We start from the raw sequence: 19,698 nt of genomic DNA on the forward strand, positions 1-19,698 counted from the left end.
CCTTCGGCGGTCAGAGCCGGGCGAGGTCGGACCGGAAATCCTCGATCGACAGGGTGCGCGGAACCACCCGGAGGATGTTGGTGCCACGGTCGACGAGGACGGCCGCGGCCGTGGTGTCGGGGTCGGCGAGGCGCAGATGGGTGCGCAGGCTGCCTGCCGGATCGTTCAGCATGCGCACAGTCTTGCCATTCGCCGGGGGCGTGGCGCCGGTCGGCGGCGTGCCGGCGGCGGACGCGGAGGCGGTCAGGGTGGAGACGGCGATCACAGCGATCTCGGGGCCGACCGCGTCGATCGTGTCGGAAATCAGCGCGGTGCAGGCGCAACCGTCGGTCAGCAGGATGACAGCCGGTAGCCGCCCTCGCAGAGGCACCGTCTGCCCGTCGGCGGCGAGCAGCTCGAGTGCGGGCAGGGTCGTGACCCGCTCGGGCGTGGTGGTGGCCGTGCGCTGGGCCGCGGGCTGGCGGGGCGGGCCGGGCCACGCGGAGGCGAACAGGCTGGCCACGGTGACCAGCACGGCCAACGAGATGATCAGGACCGGAGCGCGCAGCGCGGTGGCGGCGACGCGGCGCAGCCGGCGGGCCGCGGGCCGGCGCATCAACCGCTGCCAGCGGGTCGGCGGCCCGGTCAGGCGCAGCTCGGCCCGGACGGCGTCGACCTCGTCGGACAGCTCGGACAGATCGTCGGGAATGACGATCACGCCCCACTCCTCAGGCAGGTCGGGCAGGTCGTCCGGCGAACCACCATCCGACGACCACGCGCCGTTGTCGCCCGCACCAGCCATGACTCACCCTCCCCCCGGGCCGACCAGTCGTTCTTCGGTCGGGGACCTTGCGCCCAGCCTTCCATCCGGCGGGGCTTGACCGCCAGTGGTGTGCGCTTCCGGACCTTAGCGATAAGCTTGACCACACAAACGCCGTAGGTGCGAAATATCCGACTCCGGCGGTAATGCCGTCACCAACTCGTCACGGTGTGTTACTGAGGCAGCTTGCGGCGCTTATGTCAAGCCGCAGAAACGCCCATCACAGGGCCTCTGAGCTGCACTAACAGTCACCGGCTGGGCGGGACATAGCTGCCTGAGCGTGTTACCCTAGACACAGCGAAAGGGGCTTCGAACCTATGGTTTTCAGTGTCGGCGAGACCGTTGTTTACCCCCACCACGGGGCCGCACTCATCGAGGCAATCGAAACAAGGGTCATCAAGGGCGAGCCGAAGCAGTATCTCGTGCTGCGCGTCGCCCAGGGCGATCTGACCGTGCGGGTGCCCGCTGAGAACGCCGAAATCGTCGGCGTGCGCGAAGTGGTTGGCGAGGAAGGCCTGGGCAAGGTCTTCGACGTCCTCCGCGCTCCGCACACCGAGGAGCCGACGAACTGGTCGCGGCGTTACAAGGCCAATCTCGAGAAGCTTGCTTCCGGCAACCCCCTCAAGGTTGCCGAGGTTGTTCGTGACCTCTGGCGTCGTGAGCGTGAGCGTGGCCTCTCGGCCGGCGAGAAGCGCATGCTCGCGAAGGCTCGCGACATCCTCGTCGGTGAGGTTGCCCTGGCGGAGAAGAGCACCAAGGACGAGGCCGAGGTTCTCCTCGACAAGGTCCTCACCGAGGCCTGATCCATCCCGCCTCGGCGCAACAACATGTGTGCGCACAGGACCGCGACGTGACCGCGAAGCTCAATGCCCGCGGTGACGTCGCGGTCTTGGTTCCGGCGGCCGGTGCCGGCCTGCGGCTCGGCCCGGGCGGGCCCAAGGCTCTGCGCCTGCTCGCCGGCGAGCCGCTGCTCGTCCACGCGGTCCGCCGGGTGGCGGCCTCGCCGTCGGTCCGCCTGATCGTGGTCGCCGCTCCCGCGGCCGAGGTCGAGGCGGTGCGTTCCCTTCTGGCGCCGGTCGCGCCGGTCACCGTGGTGGCCGGCGGGGCCGAGCGGCAGGAATCCGTGTCCCGGGCCCTGGCCGTCGTGCCGCCCGAGATCGACATCGTGCTTGTTCACGATGCCGCGCGCGCCCTCACCCCACCGGCTGTCATCGAGGCGGTGGCGGCGGCCGTACGCGAGGGCCGTCCCGCGGTGATCCCGGTACTGCCGGTGGTCGACACCATCAAAGAGGTCACCCCCGACGAGACCGTGCTGGGCACGGTCGACCGCTCGGTGCTGCGCAGCGTGCAGACCCCGCAGGGCTTCCGTCACAGCGTGTTGGCCGACGCCCACGCGGCCGCGGCCGACCCGCTCACCGACGACGCCGGTCTGGTCGAGAAGGCGGGCCTCCCGGTCACCTGCGTCCCCGGCTCCGAACTGGCCATGAAGATCACCCGTCCGCTCGACCTGATCCTGGCCGAAGCCCTGCTCCAACTGCCTGGGTAGCCTGACCTGGTGATCAACCACCGGGTCGGGATCGGGACGGATGTGCACGCCTTCGAGGCGGGGCGGGCCTGCTGGGTGGCTGGGTTGGTCTGGCCCGGCGAGGTGGGGCTGGCCGGGCACTCGGACGCCGACGTTGCTGCGCACGCGGCCTGTGACGCGCTGTTCGGGGCGGCCGGGCTCGGTGACCTCGGCAGCAACTTCGGCACTTCGCGGCCGGAATGGGCGGGTGCGTCGGGTGTGGCGCTGCTGACCGAGACGGCGCGGCTCGTTCGGGCGGCGTCGTTCGAGATCGGCAACGTGTCGATCCAGGTGATCGGCAACCACCCCAAGATCGGCCGGCGGCGGGCCGAGGCCCAGGACGTGCTGTCGGCGGCGGTCGGGGCGCCGGTCACGGTTTCCGGCACCACGACCGACGGGCTCGGGCTCACCGGGCGCGGCGAGGGCCTGGCCGCGACGGCTATTGCCCTGATCGCCCGGGTCTGAGCACGAAGCCGCGATCCGAGGCAAGCCCCGGACCGCGGCATTTCGTGGTACCGCCTACGCTCGAAGTGTGGCCGCGCCCCTGGAACCAGAGACCACCCCCGAGGAGTACCGCCAGCGTGCGCTTCTGCTCGCCGATCTCGGCCGGTACGACGAGGCGGCCCAGGAGGTCGCCGCCGGGCTGACGGCCGCGCCCGACGAACCCAGCCTGCTGGCCACCCTGGCCCGCATCCACCTCGCGGCCGAGCAACCGGGCGAGGCTCTGCGGGCCGCCGACAAGGCCGTGGCGGCCGGTCCCGAGACGATCACCAACCTGGTCGTCCGGGCCATGGCGCTGACCGACAGCCGGCAGTACGGCGACGCGGCCCGGGTGGCGGGCGAGATCCTGCGCCAGTGGCCGGCCGACGCCTACGCCCAGCGGACGGGCGCCGCCCTGCTCAGCGAGTCACGCAACGGGCAGGAGGCGTTGAACGCCGCCTGGAACGCCGTCCGGGTCGCGCCCGACGAGGCCGAGGCACACCTCGTGCTGGCCGTCGTGGCGGCGCGGCTGCGGCTCTTCGACCTGGCCCAACGGGCGTACGCGCAGGCTCTCGACCTGGACTCGGCGATCGGTGACGCCCAGCACGACATGGGGATCGTGCGGTTCGAGCGGCGGCGCTGGGCCAAGGCCCTCGAGTCGCTGGCCGACGAGGCCGCGTTGCCCGCCCAGGGCGAACCCGAGGCGCAGGCGGAGCAGGTCGGCGACTATCCCGAGCCGTTCCCGCGCAAGTATCCGGCGCCCGACCGGCCCGAGCCGGAGGAGCCGAAGCGCGGTTCGAGCAGCTGGACCGGGGAGCCCGCGATCAGCCGGCCGTCGGGTCCGGTGCTCGACCCGTCCGAGCCGTCGGCCGAGGCCGTGCGGCGGGGCGTGCTCTACGGCGCCAACGCGACCCTGGTCACCGGGGTCATGGCCGGGTTCATGACGCTGACCAGCGAGGGGATCTCGCGGGTGTGGGCCGGCCCCGTCGGGGTGCTGATCGTGGTGGGTGTCCTGATCGCGCTCAAGCGGATGGTGCCCGAGCCGCTGGGGGCCGCCCTGGGCCGGCTGCGGGCGCACAACCGGCCCCTGGCGGGCGCGACCTACATCGGCTTCGTGGCGCCGCTCGTCCTCCTGGTCTATGCGCTGGTGGGTGGCGTCGTCACGCTGGTCGCGGCCCTGGTTCTGGCCGCGGTGGCGGAACTGCTGATCCTCAGCCGGCGGTAAGGCCGCTGACGGAACCGATCGGCGTCCGCGGCCGGGCCAGTCCGGCCCGCAGCTTGGCCTCGACGGAGGGCGGTGTGGGCCCGAGCGCGTCCAGAGCCAGCAGGGCCGCGCCGGTGATGGGCGGAACCTCGGGGACCGAGATCTCGACCGGCGGGGCCTGGCGGCGAGCCCCGGCCAGCACCTGGCTGTGCAACTGGGGGTGGCGGGCCCGCAGGACGCTGCCGCCCAGCACCAGCGCGTGCGGACGGTCCAGCAGGCCGAGGCGACCGGCGGCGACCCGATGCTGTCCCAGGATCTCTTCGGCCTGCCGGGTGATCAGGGCGCCCGCCACCTCGTCACCGCTCGCGGCCACCTCGAACAGCAGATGCGACAGGTGCGGGATCTCGTCCCGGTCGATCTCGCCCACGTGTAGCGCGATGGAGACCGCCTCGACCGTGGGCCGGTCGAAGTGTGCGGCCACCGCGGCACTCAGGGCGGTGGGCCGCCCCCTGCCGTCCTCGCCCCTCGCCGCGAGGCGCAGGGTGTGATCGGCCAGGTCATGTCCGCCACCCCAGTCGCCGGAGATCGGGCCCAAGGCCACGAACCGGGCCGTACGGCCATCGGCCGCCCGCCCGACGCAGTTGTTCCCGGCGCCGCAGACCACGGTGACCGCGTCCGGCATCGACGTGCCCGATCGCAGCAGGGCGAAACAGTCGTTGTCGACAACGATGCGCCGGGCCCACGCCTGTGCGGACAGGGCCGTCTGGAGCTCGGCCACCTCGGCCGGAAGATCCGCGCCGGCCAGGTAGGCCGCGGCCACCTCGATGGGTTCGTCGTCCGGCAGTCCGGCCTGCTCGCGGGCGGTCTCGACGAGCTGGTCGAGGACGCTGACCGTGCCGGCCAGGCCGATGTTGTGCGGCGAGGACGTGCCGCCGCGGACTGACGCCAGCACGTCACCGTCGGCCGTGCCGAGCACCACGTCCGTCTTGGAATTGCCCCCGTCGATGGCCAGATAGAGCGCTCTCATCGGGCCCACGCGAGATGGGCGCGGCCGCTGGCGATCAGGCGGTCCGTGAGCTGCTCGGCCTTCTCGTGCTGCCCGACCAGCGGATGGGCCAGCAGGGCGTGGTAGACCCGCTCGCGTCCGCCCCGCAGCGCGGCGTCGAGCGCCAGTTCCTCGTACCCCCAGACGTGCGCGATAAGACCGGAGAGGTCGGGTGGCAGGGGGTTGAGCGGCAGCACCGCGGGGCCGGCCGTGGTGGCGCGGGCCGAGACCTCGATGACCGCGTCGTCCGGCAGGAAGGGCAGAGTTCCTTGGTTGCGTACGTTGACCGAGTGCACAGCCCGGTCGTCGAACCCGTGCAGCGACGCGATGAGCCCGACCGCCGCCTCGGAGTAGTAGGCGCCGCCCCGCTCACCGAGGAGCGCCGGCTTCTCGACCAGCGCGACATCGCGGTACATCTCGAGCAGGGTCGCCTCGATCTCGGCCACCCGTTGCCCGCGTGTCGGGGAGTTCAGCAGTTCCCGGACGTGCCGGTCGTGGGCGTAGAAGTAGGACAGGTAGTACGAGGGAACGTTGCCCAGCGTGCGCAGCACCTGTGCGGGCAGGTCGACCTCGGCCGCGAGCTCCGACAGGTGCGATTCGAGCAGCTCGGGCAGCCGGTTGACACCGTCCACATAGGCCGCGCGCTCCCACGTCAGGTGGTTGAGGCCGACATGTTCGAGGGTGACCGCCGACGGCTCCACCCCCAGGTGGGCGGCGAAGCGGCGCTGGAAGCCGATCGCCACGTTGCACAGCCCGACCGCGCGGTGGCCGGCGTCGAGCAGCGCCCGCGTGACGATGCCGACCGGGTTGGTGAAGTCGACGATCCACGCGCCCGGTTTGGCCCTGTCCCTGATGCGTGAAGCGACGTCGAGGACCACCGGCACCGTACGCATCGCCTTGGCCAGACCGCCCGCGCCGGTCGTCTCCTGACCGACGCAGCCGCAGTCGAGCGGAAACGTCTCGTCGCCTATCCGGGCCTGCTGGCCACCGACGCGCAACTGGACGACCGCCACGTCGGCGTCGGTCACGCCGGCGTCGAGGTCGGTGGTCCACCAGATCTTGGCGGGATGGCCGTAGTGCTCGAGGATGCGGGCGCAGAACGCGCCCACGACCTCGAGCCGGTCGGCGGCCGGGTCGATCAGCACCAGTTCGGTGACCATCGAGCCGAGCCGGGCGAATCCGTCGACGAGTTCCGGGGTGTAGGTGGACCCACCCCCGACAACAGCGATTTTCAACCTTTGAATCCTGTCAGTGTGATGCCCTGGACGAAGGCACGCTGAGCGAAGAAGAAGATGACGATGAGCGGGGCCATCGCCAGCACCGTTGCTGCCGTGACCAGGTTCCAGTCGACGTGGTGGACACTGTGGAACGAGGCGAGCCCGAGCGAGAGCGTCCACGAGCTCTCATTCTCGCTGGTATAGAGCAACGGGCCGTAGTAGTCGTTCCAGCAGTAGAAGAACTGGAACAGGCCGGCCGCCGCGATCCCCGGGCGGGCCATCGGCAGCACCACCCGCAGCAATGTGCGCCATTCGCCGCAGCCGTCGACCCGGGCCGCGTCCAGGTATTCGCTCGGGATCGTGAGCAGGAACTGGCGCAGCAGGAAGATGCAGAACGCGTCCCCGAACAGGGCCGGGATGATCAGCGGCCACAGCGACCCGGTCAGGCCGGCGTTGGCCCACATCAGATACAGCGGCACGGTGACGACCTGCGGCGGGAGCATCATCACGCAGATCACCAGCAGGAACAGCGCGTTGCTGCCGCGAAACTTCAACTTCGCCAGCGCGTACGCGGCGGGGACGCTCGACAGCAGCACCAGCACCGTCGACGACACCGCGTAGACCACCGTGTTGAGCAGGTAGTGCGGCAGCGGGGTGACCTCGAAGACCCGGACGTAGTTCTCCGGGTGCCACGAGTTCGGCCAGTAGTCGGCGGTCAGCGCCTGGTCGCTGGTCATCAGCGAGAGCAGCACGAGATAGACCACCGGCGTCAGGAACATGACGCCGATCGCGATCGCGATGCTGTGCTTGGCGATCCAGGCGAGCCGCCGCTGCCGCTTGATCCGCCGGTCCGGCGCCGGCGCGCTCAGCACCGGCGGCGTGTCGAGGACGGCTGTCACGATTCCTCCCCGGAGAAGGCCTTGGCCCGGCGCAGCAGGATCAGCGTGACCGCCAAGGCGACCACGAAGAGCCCGATGGCCAGCGCGTTCGCGTAGCCGAGGGCGCTGTACCGGAAACCGACGGTGTAGAGCCAGAGCGGGTACGTGAACGTCGAGCCCTCGGGGAAGCCGAAGTTCGACGAGATCCCGCCGCCGACGGTGGCCTGCCCGCTGGCGATCGAGCCGGCCACCGCCGCCTGGTCGAAGTACTGCAACGTGTAGATCACGCCGGTGACGGCGGCGAACAGCACTACCGGCTGGATCGTCGGCAGCGTGATCGACCGGAAGCGCTGCCACGCATTGGCGCCGTCCAGTGACGCGGCCTCGTAGAGGCTGGCCGGCACGCCCAGCACCGCGGCCAGGAAGATCACCATCAGATCGCCGATCGCCCACAGGCCGAGCAGCACCAGCGACGGCTTGGCCCACGTCGGAGAGTTGAACCAGAGCGGGCCCTCGATGCCGATCGTCGCCAGGAAGTGGTTGACCGGCCCGGTGCCCGGTTTGAGCAGGTAGACGAAGGCGATGGTGGCGGCCACCGGCGGAACCAGAGCGGGCAGGTAGAACAGCGTCCGGAAAAAGCCGGCGCCGCGTCGCAGCTGGGTGAGCAGCATCGACAGCCCGATCGCCCCGATGATCCGTACCGGGACGAAGACCACCACCATCCACAACGTGTTGCGGATCGACTGGAGCAGGAACGGGTCGTCAGCCATCCGCCGGTAGTTGTCCAGCCCCACCCACTCCGGGACCGAGAGCAGGTCGAACTTCGTGAACGAGAAGTAGACCGCCGAACCCAGGGGGTAGAGGAAGAACACGGCGATGCCGATCAGGGCGGGCGCGAGGAACGAGAGCGTGGTCGCGCCCTTCCTGACTCGTATGCCCAGGGGTTTGCTCATCGCGATTTGGTCTTCTGTTTTCCGCCGCGGGATCAGCACAGCCACCTTCGTCAGCCGCCCAGCGTCATGACGCTGTTGACCTGCTTGTCCGCGTCGGCCAGCCCCGCGTCGAGGTCCTTGACCTTGCCCGCCTGGTAGCTGTTCAGGAACTGCCCGAATGTCTCCTGGTAGGCCGGGCCGGAGGCGGACGGCGGCGTCGTCAACGAGTTCGGATTGTTGAAGATGTCGATGAACGTCTTGAAGTCGGCGTCCGCGTTGAGCCCCGGGTCGGCGATCGACGCGGTCGTGGTCGGGATGTTCTTGAGCAGCCCGGAGAGCTTGATGACAGCCTGGTCGTCCGTGGTCAGATACTTGATCAGTTCCCAGGCCGCCTCGGGGTTCTTGGCGTTCTTGCTGATGCCGAGGATGTTGCCGGTGACGTAGCCGCCGCCGTAGTGGGCGGGGTCGCTGACCGGAATGGGCGCCACCCCGTACTTGAGGCCGGGGGCCTGGTCCTTGACGAACGCCAGGCGGTACTCGGCGTCGATGTTGATCGCCACCTGGCCCTTCTGGAACGCGTTGTCGGCGCTGTACTCGTCGCCCAGGCCGGCCCGGAACTTCTGGAGCTTGTCGTAGCCGTACCAGTCGACGAGCTGCTTCTGCCAGGTGATCAGCGTCTTCCAGGCCGGGTCGCTGCCGACCGCCGACTTGCCGTCGTCGGTGAGCCACTTGGCGCCGACGGCCGGGGCGAGGTGCGAGGCCGCATTCTCGTAGAAGTCGTAGAGCGGCAGGAACCCGACGGTCTTGAGCGAGCCGTCGGCGTTCTTGACGGTCAGTTTCTTCGCGTACTCGGTCAGTTCGTCGAGGGTCTTGGGCGGCCCGGTCAGTCCGGCCTTGGCGAACATGTCCTTGTTGTAGAACATGCCGTACGCGTCGGCCAGGAACGGCATCGCGCAGCGCTTGCCGTCGAACTCGGTGTACGACCGGGTGGTCGCGTTGAGCTTGGTCAGGTCCACTTTGTCGCGGTCGATGTACTGCTTGAGGTCGACCCACGCGCCGGACGAGCAGAACTTGCCGACGATGTCGGTCGAGTACGAGAGCCCGACGTCCGGTCCGTTGCCGGCCCCGATGGCCTGGGTGACCTTGGAGTCGTCCTGGCCCGGCTTGACCGTCACCTTGATCTTGGGATGGCTGTTCTCGAAGTCCTTGATCACCTGGTCGATCGCGTCGGCCTCGCGCTCGGTGAAGAAGTGCCACAGCTCGACGGTGCCGGACACCTCCGTACCCGGGTCGGCGATCTTGTTTTCCTTGGGCGCCGGAGTGCAGGCGGTCGCCAGCAAAGCGGTCGTTGCTAGGGCAAAAAGGACATGCGGGAGCCGTTTGTTCACTGTGGGCCTCTCAGGTGGGGGTTAAGAGGAGCGGATCTCAGATGAGGCTTATGAAGAGCGGATCGAGTCGATGAGGGCTTCGTGCACCGCCGTGAGACCGGCGTCGAGCGCGCCGAGCAGCACCGCGTCGTCGTCGATGGCGGTCACGGCGATCGAGCTCTCCAGCGGGGCCGCGCGGCGCACCGCGAAAGTCACCGCGGACAGCAGCGGCGCACCGCCGGCCTGGGCGATCGGGCCGGAAAGCACCACCAGGTAGGGGTCGAGCACGGCGATCACCGCGGCCAGGCCGATCACGATGCGGTCAGCCAGGGCGATCAGGAAGTCGCCGCCGTTGGCCGGGTCGGCCGCCGCGGCCCGGACCACGTCGGCCGGTGTGCGCCCCGGAACGCCGCTGTCGCGGGCGAGTTCGAGGATCGCGGCGCCGCCGAAGAGGTCCTGCAGGTCGAGCTTGCGATGCGAGGAATCGGGGGAGTAGAGCGGCATGTAGCCGATCTCGCCGGCGCCACCACGGGCGCCGCGCATCAGGGTGCCGGCCATGTCGATGGCCAGACCGAGGCCCTCCTCGCCCAGCCAGAGCAGGGCGAAGCCGTCGGCGTCGCGGCCCACGCCCCGCTGCCGCTCGGCGATGGCGGCCAGGTTGACGTCGTTGTCGACGCCCACGTGGGTGCCGAGCGCCGCCGCCAGCTGCGGGACCAGGCCCGTACGCCCGAACCCGGGCACGTCGACGTGCCGGATCGTGGCGGTGTGCGGGTCGTACGAGCCGGCCACGCCGAACTGCACGTGCCGGATGCGCTCGGCCGGGACGCCGGCCTCGTCGCTCAGCCGGGCCACGACCTCGACCAGGGCGGTCAGCGGGTCGGTGGTGAGGAAGTCGATGGACGACTCGATGCGTCCGCGCACCTCGCCGGTGAGGTCGCAGAGCGCGGCGACCACCGAGGGGGCGCCGCTCGCCCCGATGTCGCGCACCGAGACGGCGGCCGCATAGGCCGCGTCGGGGTTCGCGTTGTAGATCTCGGCGTTCGGCCCGGGCCGCCCGCTGTTGTGGCCGACGACGTTGACCAGGCCGGCGTCGGTCAGCCGGCGCAGCACCTCGGAGATCGTCGGCGTCGACAGCGCCGTGAGTTTGCGCAGGTCGGCCCGCGTGAGCATGCCGGGGTCCAGCAGGTGGGCCAGAGCCGCGCTCTCGTTCATGGCACGCAGCAGTTTGGACGAACCGGCCAGACGGGTCACGGCGGCTCCCGGTGCGAAGTAGCGATAGGCAAACTGGCTAACAGTTAGCCCGGACGGTAGGCGGACCACATTCCGGTGTCAAGGGTCCGGCCGCCAGCCTAGAGCAGTCCATCGAGGCCTATTGATAAAGCTTTTTAACAGTTGTAGCGTCTCGACTCATCGCGCGATCCATCCCCCACGATCACCCTCTTCGAGGAGCGCCATGATCCGCGCAAGAAGAGTCCTGTACGCCACCGTCGCCCTGGCCGTCCCCGGCGCCGCCCTGATCTATGGGCTGCTCCCGGCCAGCGCCGCGACGGCCGGTCCGATCAAGGGCCTGGGCGGCAAGTGTGTCGACGTAGCGGCCGCCAGTTCGGCCAACGGCACCGCCATCCAGCTCTACGACTGCAACAACACCGGCGCCCAGCAGTGGACCGTCGGCAACACCGACAACAGCATCCGTGCGCTAGGCAAATGCCTGGACGTCACGGCCGCCGCAACCACCAACGGCGCCAAGATCCAGCTGTACGACTGCAACAACACCGCCGCCCAGAAATGGACCGTTTCGGGCAATGCCCTGGTCAATTCGGGCAGCGGAAAATGCCTGGACGTGACCGGCGGCAGCAGCGCCAACGGCACCCGGCTCCAGATCTGGACGTGCTCCGCCACGGCCAACCAGAGCTGGACCCTGCCCGGCGGCTCCGCCCCGACCACGCCGCCGACCACCCCGTCCGGAGTCAACTTGGACAACCCCGCGAAGAAGGACGTCGCGATGCAACTCGTGTCCGCGGCCGAGAACTCGTCGCTGGACTGGCGGGCCCAGTTCCGCTACATCGAAGACATCAACGACGGGCGCGGCTACACGGCCGGCATCATCGGCTTCTGCTCCGGCACCGGCGACATGCTGGAACTCGTGCAGGCGTACACCAACGCCGCGCCCGGCAACGTGCTGGCCAAATACCTGCCCGCGCTGCGCAACGTCAACGGCACGGACTCACACGCCGGACTCGACCCCAACTTCACCAACGACTGGCGTACGGCAGCGAACGACAGCCGCTTCCAGGCAGCCCAGGAATCGGAACGCGACCGCGTCTACTTCAACCCCTCGGTACGCGACGGCAAGAACGACGGGGTGCGCGCCCTGGGCCAGTTCGCCTACTACGACGCGGCGGTGATGCATGGGTACGAGGGCATGCGAGCCATTCGTACGCAGGCGCTGAAGCGGGCCAAGCCCCCGTCCCAGGGCGGCGACGAAAGGGCGTGGCTCAACGTCTTCCTGGACGAGCGCGTCATCGAGATGAAAAAGGAGGAGGCGCACTCGGATACGTCCCGTGTGGACACCGCGCAGCGCCGCTTCCTCAACGCCGGCAATTTCGATCTGAATACGCCGTTGGACTTCGCCGTTTACGGCGAGAATTTCCGCATCGGCTGAGTCTTTGTTCCGGGGATCTGGGGTCGGGGTTGCCTGTTGGCGGCTCCGGCCCCGCCGGTTTGCTGCTTTAAACCGCGGCTTTCTTGCGGTGGGACGGCCGGGGCCGAGGGTGTTCTATCACTGCTTTAAGAGCGTTTTTACGCAGTGATAGAACACCCTCGGCCCCGGCCTTGCCGGGGGTTCACCTTGCGGTGAGTGAGGGGTTGGCGCTTCTCTGGGTGCCTGGCTGAGCTGGGGAAACCCGTGCGGGTTGGTGGTCTGGCTTCCGCGTTGGGGACGGAACCAGGACTTTTTCTTACTCGGGCCGGGCTGGGTGGTGGGGCGCGCGTTCGCACCGTGCCGGTTGCGCTTGCCTTCGGCATGGCCTGCGGCGGGCATGGGGAGGGAGGGAGGGTAGGGGAAGGAAGTATTTGAGTGCTGGGGAGGCCTGTGGTGCTCAGTGGCTACTTGGCCTCACATCGGTGGTGGAATGGCGGGTTGTTGCCCTTCCGTTTCTTCTCCACAGTGGGCCCTTGGCTTGGGGGCTCTCCGGGCGACGGCAGTCGCAGCTCATCGTGAGGGTGGGGAGGACGCAAGCCGCTCTTTGCTTGCGTCCTCCCCGGCCTTGCGATTCGCTTCTGGCGGCCGTTGGTCGGAGAGCCCCCAAGCCCACCCAGCGTCACCATCGCCAGAGATGCTCTCCAGCGATGGCCGGGGTCTGGGGCAGAGCCCCAGGGTCTTGACTCTGATTAGCTGACCGGGCGCTGCTACGAGATGGGGCAGCCGACATAGCCGCGTCCTCGTTGCTGCCCATCGCATGCCATCAGGTCGGTGAAGGGTCGGCTACCTTGTCCGCCATGGTGGATCTGGTGGTCGCTGTTGGTGCGGTTGTTGTGCTGGTTGTGGTGGCGGTTGTGCTCGTGCGGGCGCGGCGGCTGAGCCGGGCCGGCATTTCGGCGGCGCTGGCGGTGGCTGTCGTCGCCGCGGGCACTTTTGCGGTCACGCTCTATCGCAGCCAGGCCGATGACCCCGCGCAGGAACTGCCGCGAGTCATCGGGTCAACGGCACCGGCCCAGCAGGGACTGGGCACGGCGGTTCTGAAGATTCAGGTTCCGATGGGTACGGGCGACAAGTATCCACAGGGGGCGCTCTGGCTTCAGCCGCCGCGGCCGGGCACCGACGCCTACACCGGCGACATCTCGCTGCTGTGCGCTACGCCGGGCAAGGCTGAGAAGGTGCAGAACTGCACGGGCGGGGATGAGCGGGTCTGGAGCGCCGAGCCGTTGGAGGGGCGCGCGACGATCGGGGTGGCCGGCGGCGATCCGTTCGCCGATCCGGCGGCCTGTGCCGAGAGCAACGGGGTCAAGTATCAGGACGGGTATCTTCAGCTGGCCGCGGGGCGCGCCTACTGCCTGCACAAGACCGGCGACGAAGGTGAACTGTTCGTCTTCCGGATTCCGTCGTTCCCGGCCGAGAAGCCACTCCCGGCCAGGATCGACGTCGAGATGTCGGTGATCGGCGTCTAGCGGTTCCAGGTCCAGGCGTACGCCGTGTCCTCGACGGCGACGGCGGCGTCGCACAGGTCGAGGGGGCGGAAGGTGTCGACCATGACGGCCAGCTCGTCGAAGGCCTCGATGCCCAGGGCCCGTTCGACCGCGCCGGGCTGCGGGCCGTGGGTGAAGCCGGACGGGTGCAGCGAGATCGAACCCTGCTCGATGCCGGAGCCGCGGCGGGCCTCGTAGTTGCCGCCGGTGTAGAAGATCATTTCGTCCGAGTCGACGTTGTGGTGGTTGTACGGCACCGGGATGGCCAGCGGGTGGTAGTCGACCTTGCGGGGCACGAACGAGCAGATCACGAAGTTCGGGCCCTCGAACGTCTGGTGGACCGGTGGCGGCTGGTGCACGCGGCCGGTGATGGGCTCGAAGTCGTGGATCGAGAACGCCCACGGGTAGAGGCAGCCGTCCCAGCCGACCACGTCGAACGGGTGCTGCGCGTAGACGTGCTTCGTCCAGCCCGCACGGTGTTTCACCAGCACTTCGGCGTCGGTCTCGTCGACCAGTAGCGGCGCGGCGGGTGCGCGCAGGTCGCGCTCGCAGAACGGCGCGTGCTCGAGGAACTGGCCGCGCACCGACAGGTAACGCTTCGGCGGTCCGATGTGGCCGGTCGCCTCGATGGTGAGGAGACGAGCCGGTCCGTCCTGCGGGACGATCCGGTGGACGACCGAGGTCGGGATGATCACGTAGTCGCCGGGGCCGGCCTCGAGCGCGCCGAAGCTGGTCTCGACGATCACCCGCCCGTCCTCGACGTAGAGGCATTCGTCGCCGACGGCGTCGCGGTAGAGCGGGGACGGCCGGTCGGCGACCGCGTAGCCGATCCGCACGTCGTCGTTGGCCAGCAGCGGGCGGCGGCCGAGCACCGCGTCGGCCGGTCCGGCATCCAGCTTGTGGGTGCGCAGGTGGCGCGGCTTGAGCGGGTGGTTGGCCGACCGGGCGAGCGGCGGGGTCTCGTACACCTCGGCCGAAGCGATGGCTGTGGGCGGGTGCCGGTGATAGAGCAGCGACGAGTCGGACGAGAAGCCTTCCTGTCCCATCAACTCCTCGGAATAGAGGCCGCCGTCAGGTCGCCGGAACTGCGTGTGCCGCTTGTGGGGCACCTCGCCGACGCTGCGGTAGTAGGGCATCGTTGCCACCCACCTTAATTACGACATTCAGGACGTGGTTGTCCGCTTCTCGAAGACTCCATTAGGTTCGGATTCGTGTCAACGCTGGTTCCTCCGCTCTTCGCCGGGCTGGTGGACGACGCGTCCCTGCTGCCGCCGAGCCCCACTGGCGTCGCCGAGGCCGTCGCCAAGCACGACGAGCACCGTGCAGGCTGGTTCGCCGGCCTGCTCGGTCCCTTGCTCGTGCCCGCCTCGCTGATCGGCGCCGACCTGATCGCCCACGACGTGCCGTTCGCCCTGGTCGGTGATGTCAGCCTGGGCGCGCTGCCCATCGCGGTCGACAAGCTGCGGGCGGCCGGCGGGCGCGTCCTGCACATCGAGGCCGCCGTGGCGCGCCGCGGTGAGGACCCGCAACCCGGTCTCGCCGGTCTGCGCACGGTGTCCGAGGGCGATCGGGAGCTTCTGGTGTACGCCGAGATCCCGCTGAGCTGGGGCCTGCTGGGCGCCCTGGACACGGTGATGGAGGCCCGCGCCGCCGGTTTGCCGATGGCGCCCAAGTTCCGCGTCGGCGGGCTCGCCGCCGAACTGTTCCCGACCCCGGTCGAACTGGCCGCTGTGCTCTGCGCGTGCCGCGACCGGCAGCTGCCGTTCCGGCTGGCCGCGGGCCTGCGCCACGCGATCCGGCACACCGACCCCGAGACCGGCTTCACCCACCACGGCTTCCTCAACGTGCTCACCGCGGCGATCAGCGCGCACGACGGCGGCGAGGTGGCCGAGGTGGCCGAGGTGCTCGCCGCCACCCACCCGGTGCCGCTGGTCGAGGCCTGCCGCGCCCGGCGTGGTGAGCCGCGGCCGTTGTTCGCCGGGTTCGGGGCGGTCGGCGTCGTCGAGCCGCTCACCGAGCTGGTGCGGCTCGGGCTGATCAACGGGGGCTACGAGTGAGCGGGTTCGGGCTCGACAATCTGCCGTACGGCGTGTTCAGCCGGCCCGGGGGTGAGCGGCGTCTCGGCGTACGGCTGGGGACCGACGTCGTTGATCTTTCGAGCCTGGGCGGGCACCTGGCCGCGGGCTCGCTCAACCCGCTGATGGCGGCCGGGCGCGCGGAATGGCGGGCCGCGCGGGAGGCCGTGATCGCGCACGTGACGGCCGGTCCGCCGCTGATCCCGCTGAGCGCGGTGACCCTGCACCTGCCGTTCGAGGTGGCCGACTACACCGACTTCTATTCGTCCGAGCAGCACGCGCTGACCGTCTCCAAGATTCTGCGGCCGAACGCTCCCGGCCTGCCGCCGCAGTGGAAGCACCTGCCGATCGGCTATCACGGCCGGTCGGCCACCGTGGTCGTCTCCGGCACCCCCATCCGGCGGCCGTCGGGCCAGATCGCCGAGGGGGTCTTCGGTCCGTCCCGGCGGCTCGACGTCGAGGCCGAGGTCGGCTTCGTGGTCGGCGTGCCCGGCCGGCGCCTCGCCACCACCGACTTCGCCGAGCACGTCTTCGGCCTCACGCTGGTCAACGACTGGTCGGCCCGCGACCTGCAGGCCTGGGAGTACCGCCCGCTCGGCCCGTTCCTGGCCAAGTCGTTCGCGACGTCGATCTCCCCGTGGGTCGTGCCGCTCGACGCGCTGGCCACCGTCCCGGCGGTTCCGCAGGATCCCGAGCCGCTCGACTACCTGCGTCCGTCCGGCCCCGGCTTCGACCTGCGCCTGAGCGTCGAATGGAACGACACCCCGGTCAGCCGCCCGCCGTTCGCCTCGATGTACTGGACGGCGGCCCAGCAGCTGGCCCACCTGACCAGCAACGGCGCCGCCGTGCGGACGGGCGACCTGTACGCGTCGGGCACCGTCAGCGGCCCGGAACGCGACCAGGCCGGCTCGTTCCTCGAACTCACCTGGAACGGCACCGAGCAGGTCAAACTGGCCGACGGCACGCGTCGTGGCTTCCTCGAAGACGGCGACCATGTGCGGATCGCGGGCACTGCGCGCTCGGCGGCCGGCACAGAGATATCTCTCGGCTCGGTTTCCGGGACGGTCGTCGCCTGAGTTCTGTCGTACGGTGTACGCGGGGGTGACGCTATGTCGACGGTCGTGGTGACCCGCCTGATCGACGCGCCGGTCGCGGCGGTCTGGCAGGTGTTCACCGATCTGGGCCGGCGCCGCGAGTGGCTCACCGCGGTCACCAGGGTCGAGGTGCGCAGCCACGGGCCGTTCGGCGCGGGCACGGTGTGGCGCGAGACCCGCAGCATGGCCGACGGCGGCGAGGTCACCGAGGAGTTCCGGGTCCGCGAGTGTGAGGTGCCCGAGCGGTTCGTGGTGACGTCGCCGGGCATCGGGGCCGACTATCGCATGACGTATTCGTTCGTGCCGATCATGTCGGGCCGTCATCGCGGCGGCACGATGGTGACCGTGAAGCAGGACGGCTCGGCCACCGCCCCCGCCGGCCGCATCCTGGCGTTGATCTTCGGGGGTCTGGCCGCCGAGACGGCCGAGGGCGCCCTGCGGCGCGACCTCGACGATCTGGCCGCGGTCGCCTGACATAGGCTGCCCGGGTGTCCCGGGTGCTGCTGCGATCGTTGGTGGCGGTCGTGCTGGTGGCCGCGGCCGCTCTGGTCGGCTGGCGGGTGCTGGGCCCGGCCGAGGTGCTGTCGCCCGCGTCGGCGGCCTATCCCGATCCGGTCAGCAGCGGTCCGGGAGTCACCGGGCGTACGAACATGGCGCCGCTCATCGTCGACGGGCGATTGCGGGTGTACGCCGGCAAGCGGCAGGTGCGGGCCGACTCCCCGGTCGACGCGAAGAGTGTGAACACCGCGCGCTGGTCGCTGCGGCGCTGGCCGGCCCGGGTCGTGGGCGTGGTGGCGTCGGGGCCGACGGTGATCACCCGGTGGTCGGACGGCGAGCTGATCGCGATCGACGGGCGTACCGGGCGGGAGGCGTGGCGGGTCGGCACGGATCTGCCGGCGCCGGCCGCCGAGGGGCACCGAACCGGAGCCTCGATCGTCTGGGCGCCGGTGGGGCTGTACGTCGGCGACGGGGCGGTGCTGGTCGCCGGGGGTGGTCGGCTGGTCGCGTACGAGGTGGCGAGCGGAGCGCAGCGCTGGGCGGCCGACGTGCCCTGCGCGGACGGTTTCACCACGCTGGGCGGGCAGTTCTTCTGCTCCAGCGGCGGGTACTCGTTGTCCAGCGGGGCGGCACTCACGCCGTACCCAGTTGGGCCTTTTGTCCCTGTTGCTTGCGAGGTTGGGCGTTCCGGTTGCGCCGGGCTGCGCGACAAGGGCGGGCAAGGCTATCTGGCCGATGGCCCAGCACTTCGCCGAGTTCCCAGTTTGGACAAAACGGACGCAACCGTGATCGACGGTCGCGTTGTCAGCGTTCCTCCCGGCGTACAGGCGCTGGGTGTTTCTCGCGGGCGGCTGGTGACGCTCACCGCCGATCGGCACCTGCGTATCGACGGTGGGCCGGACTTCCCGCTGGCTGTCGGCACCGAAGCGCTCACCTGGAAGCCCGGGTTGTCGCAGGTCACCGACGACTATGTGGCGATCGAGCGGCTGGACGAGGACAGCGCCGACGGCTACTTCACCGTCGACACCGTGATCATCGCGTCGATCAGGTGAACCGCGGCGCGACGTCGCCGATTGCCTGATCGAGGATCCCCAGCCCGAGGTCGAGCTCGTCGGCCGACGACGTCAGCGCCGGAGCGATCCGGAAGACGCCGCCCATGCCGGGCAGCTGCACCACGTTCATGTGCAGGCCGAGCTCGAGGCAGCGCCGGGTGACCGCCGCGCCCAGCTCGTCGGCCGGCTGTTTGGTCTGCTGGTCGAGCACAAGTTCGAGGCCCACCAGGAGGCCGCGGCCGCGCACGTCGCCGATCACCGCGTGGCGGGTCCGCAGCTCGCGCAGGCCGTCGGCCAGGTGCGTGCCCAGCTCGGCGGCCCGGTGGTCGAGCTTGTCGGCCTCCAGGACGTCCAGCACCGTGTTGCCGACGGCGGCCACCAACGGATCGGAGACGTGCGTGGTGAAGAACAGGAAGCCCCGCTCGTGTGCGGTCTGCTCGATCTCGGCGGTGGTCACCACGGCGGCCAGCGGCAGCCCGGCGCCGAGGGTCTTGCTCAGCGTCAGGATGTCCGGCGTCACGGCGTCGCGCTGGAACGCGTACCAGTCGCCCGTTCTGCACAGACCTGTCTGTGCTTCGTCGAGGATGAGCAGGCCGCCGCGCTCGTGGCACTTGTCGCGCAGTGCCGCCAGATAGCCCGGCGGCAGATCGAGGACGCCGCCCGAGCTGAGGATCGGCTCGACGATGCAGGCGGCCAGGCTGCCCACCGACTGCGCGTCGAACAGCTCGAACGAGAAGTCCAGCTGCCGCCGCCAGTCCAGTTCACCGTTCGGGTCGGTGAAGTCGGGGCGATACGCGTTCGGCGTGGGGATCGCGAAATTGCCGGGCGCCGCCGGCCCGTACCCCTTGCGCCCGGAACTGTAGGTGGCGCCGGCGGCCGCCTGGGTCATGCCGTGCCACGAGCGGCCGAACGAGATGATCTCGTGCCGTCCCGTGACCAGCTTGGCCATCCGGATGGCGGCCTCGTTCGACTCGGCCCCGGTGGTCAGCAGCAGCACCTTCTCGAGGGGATCGGGCAGCGACTCGGCGAGGCGCCGGGCCAGGTCGACCACCGGGCGGCTGAGCATGCCGCTGAACAGGTGGTCGAGCGAGGCGATCTGGCGTTGCACGGTGGCTACCACGGCCGGGTGCGAGTGCCCGAGGATCGCGCTCATCTGCCCCGAGGTGAAGTCGAGCAGTCGCCGGCCGTCCGCCGTGAAGACGAAGCTGCCCTCGGCGCGCTCGATGATCTCGGGGGTGAACCGCCCAGCGCCGGAGTAGCGGACGAGGTGGCGCTCGGCGTCCGACCAGAACGTGTCTGTCATGTCTC

19 protein-coding genes are annotated in these 19,698 nt (G+C 69.9%); 10 read left to right on the forward strand and 9 right to left on the reverse strand.

Annotation, left to right across the window (positions count from 1 at the left end; translation table 11 throughout):
* Positions 1 to 10: 10 nt before the first annotated feature.
* On the reverse strand, positions 11 to 781 hold the full coding sequence (locus KXC43_RS23475) for a hypothetical protein (RefSeq protein ID WP_221378269.1): 771 nt from the start codon (positions 779 to 781) through the stop codon (positions 11 to 13).
* Between the two features lie 335 nt (positions 782 to 1,116).
* On the opposite strand from KXC43_RS23475, the gene KXC43_RS23480 reads away from it, so the two are divergent.
* From KXC43_RS23480 to KXC43_RS23495, 4 genes are all read left to right on the forward strand, one after another.
* On the forward strand, positions 1,117 to 1,602 hold the full coding sequence (locus tag KXC43_RS23480; protein WP_026206027.1) for a CarD family transcriptional regulator: 486 nt from the start codon (positions 1,117 to 1,119) through the stop codon (positions 1,600 to 1,602).
* 47 nt (positions 1,603 to 1,649) lie between these two features.
* Complete coding sequence (gene ispD, locus KXC43_RS23485; protein ID WP_221378270.1) at positions 1,650 to 2,345, forward strand: 2-C-methyl-D-erythritol 4-phosphate cytidylyltransferase; 696 nt, start codon at positions 1,650 to 1,652, stop codon at positions 2,343 to 2,345.
* Between the two features lie 6 nt (positions 2,346 to 2,351).
* On the forward strand, positions 2,352 to 2,828 hold the full coding sequence (gene ispF / locus KXC43_RS23490) for a 2-C-methyl-D-erythritol 2,4-cyclodiphosphate synthase (RefSeq protein WP_221378366.1): 477 nt from the start codon (positions 2,352 to 2,354) through the stop codon (positions 2,826 to 2,828).
* A gap of 67 nt (positions 2,829 to 2,895) precedes the next feature.
* Positions 2,896 to 4,068 carry a tetratricopeptide repeat protein gene (locus KXC43_RS23495; protein WP_221378271.1) on the forward strand — a complete coding sequence of 391 codons (1,173 nt, stop codon included), beginning with the start codon at positions 2,896 to 2,898 and terminating at the stop codon, positions 4,066 to 4,068.
* Here the strand turns inward: KXC43_RS23495 and KXC43_RS23500 are convergent.
* The 6 genes from KXC43_RS23500 to KXC43_RS23525 form a co-directional block, all read right to left on the reverse strand.
* Positions 4,055 to 5,074 carry an N-acetylglucosamine kinase gene (locus tag KXC43_RS23500; RefSeq protein ID WP_221378272.1) on the reverse strand — a complete coding sequence of 340 codons (1,020 nt, stop codon included), beginning with the start codon at positions 5,072 to 5,074 and terminating at the stop codon, positions 4,055 to 4,057. The two genes, KXC43_RS23495 and KXC43_RS23500, sit on opposite strands and share 14 nt — an antisense overlap.
* Positions 5,071 to 6,327: a family 4 glycosyl hydrolase gene (locus KXC43_RS23505; protein WP_221378273.1), complete on the reverse strand. Its 1,257-nt coding sequence runs from the start codon at positions 6,325 to 6,327 to the stop codon at positions 5,071 to 5,073. The genes KXC43_RS23500 and KXC43_RS23505 overlap by 4 nt, the downstream gene beginning before the upstream one ends.
* Positions 6,324 to 7,208, reverse strand: a complete 885-nt coding sequence (locus KXC43_RS23510; protein WP_221378274.1) for a carbohydrate ABC transporter permease — start codon at positions 7,206 to 7,208, stop codon at positions 6,324 to 6,326. Before KXC43_RS23510 ends, KXC43_RS23505 begins: the two co-directional genes overlap by 4 nt.
* Positions 7,205 to 8,140 carry a carbohydrate ABC transporter permease gene (locus KXC43_RS23515; protein WP_221378275.1) on the reverse strand — a complete coding sequence of 312 codons (936 nt, stop codon included), beginning with the start codon at positions 8,138 to 8,140 and terminating at the stop codon, positions 7,205 to 7,207. Before KXC43_RS23515 ends, KXC43_RS23510 begins: the two co-directional genes overlap by 4 nt.
* 50 nt (positions 8,141 to 8,190) lie before the next feature.
* Complete coding sequence (locus tag KXC43_RS23520) at positions 8,191 to 9,459, reverse strand: ABC transporter substrate-binding protein (RefSeq protein ID WP_255644631.1); 1,269 nt, start codon at positions 9,457 to 9,459, stop codon at positions 8,191 to 8,193.
* A gap of 96 nt (positions 9,460 to 9,555) precedes the next feature.
* On the reverse strand, positions 9,556 to 10,737 hold the full coding sequence (locus KXC43_RS23525) for an ROK family transcriptional regulator (RefSeq protein WP_221378277.1): 1,182 nt from the start codon (positions 10,735 to 10,737) through the stop codon (positions 9,556 to 9,558).
* A gap of 202 nt (positions 10,738 to 10,939) precedes the next feature.
* Between KXC43_RS23525 and KXC43_RS52385 the strand changes: the two genes are divergently transcribed.
* Positions 10,940 to 12,148 carry a chitosanase gene (locus KXC43_RS52385; protein ID WP_221378278.1) on the forward strand — a complete coding sequence of 403 codons (1,209 nt, stop codon included), beginning with the start codon at positions 10,940 to 10,942 and terminating at the stop codon, positions 12,146 to 12,148.
* 836 nt (positions 12,149 to 12,984) lie between these two features.
* Positions 12,985 to 13,653 (forward strand): hypothetical protein, encoded by a 669-nt coding sequence (locus KXC43_RS23535; RefSeq protein ID WP_221378279.1) that lies wholly within the window; start codon positions 12,985 to 12,987, stop codon positions 13,651 to 13,653.
* Here the strand turns inward: KXC43_RS23535 and KXC43_RS23540 are convergent.
* Positions 13,650 to 14,807, reverse strand: a complete 1,158-nt coding sequence (locus tag KXC43_RS23540) for a homogentisate 1,2-dioxygenase (RefSeq protein WP_221378280.1) — start codon at positions 14,805 to 14,807, stop codon at positions 13,650 to 13,652. The genes KXC43_RS23535 and KXC43_RS23540 overlap by 4 nt on opposite strands.
* Before the next feature lie 75 nt (positions 14,808 to 14,882).
* On the opposite strand from KXC43_RS23540, the gene KXC43_RS23545 reads away from it, so the two are divergent.
* Genes KXC43_RS23545 through KXC43_RS23560 form a run of 4 tightly spaced genes read left to right on the forward strand, consistent with a single transcriptional unit; the run spans position 14,883 to position 18,390 of the window.
* Positions 14,883 to 15,728 (forward strand): hypothetical protein, encoded by an 846-nt coding sequence (locus KXC43_RS23545; RefSeq protein ID WP_221378281.1) that lies wholly within the window; start codon positions 14,883 to 14,885, stop codon positions 15,726 to 15,728.
* Positions 15,725 to 16,822 carry a fumarylacetoacetate hydrolase family protein gene (locus tag KXC43_RS23550; protein WP_221378282.1) on the forward strand — a complete coding sequence of 366 codons (1,098 nt, stop codon included), beginning with the start codon at positions 15,725 to 15,727 and terminating at the stop codon, positions 16,820 to 16,822. The genes KXC43_RS23545 and KXC43_RS23550 overlap by 4 nt, the downstream gene beginning before the upstream one ends.
* A 33-nt stretch (positions 16,823 to 16,855) precedes the next feature.
* On the forward strand, positions 16,856 to 17,314 hold the full coding sequence (locus tag KXC43_RS23555; RefSeq protein ID WP_221378283.1) for an SRPBCC family protein: 459 nt from the start codon (positions 16,856 to 16,858) through the stop codon (positions 17,312 to 17,314).
* 14 nt (positions 17,315 to 17,328) lie between these two features.
* On the forward strand, positions 17,329 to 18,390 hold the full coding sequence (locus KXC43_RS23560; protein ID WP_308129213.1) for an outer membrane protein assembly factor BamB family protein: 1,062 nt from the start codon (positions 17,329 to 17,331) through the stop codon (positions 18,388 to 18,390).
* Here KXC43_RS23560 and KXC43_RS23565 read toward each other — a convergent pair.
* Positions 18,383 to 19,693, reverse strand: a complete 1,311-nt coding sequence (locus KXC43_RS23565) for an aspartate aminotransferase family protein (RefSeq protein WP_221378284.1) — start codon at positions 19,691 to 19,693, stop codon at positions 18,383 to 18,385. The genes KXC43_RS23560 and KXC43_RS23565 overlap by 8 nt on opposite strands.
* Between the last annotated feature and the right edge of the window lie 5 nt (positions 19,694 to 19,698).

The organism is Paractinoplanes polyasparticus (assembly GCF_019710575.1).
Lineage (GTDB): Bacteria > Actinomycetota > Actinomycetes > Mycobacteriales > Micromonosporaceae > Actinoplanes > Actinoplanes polyasparticus.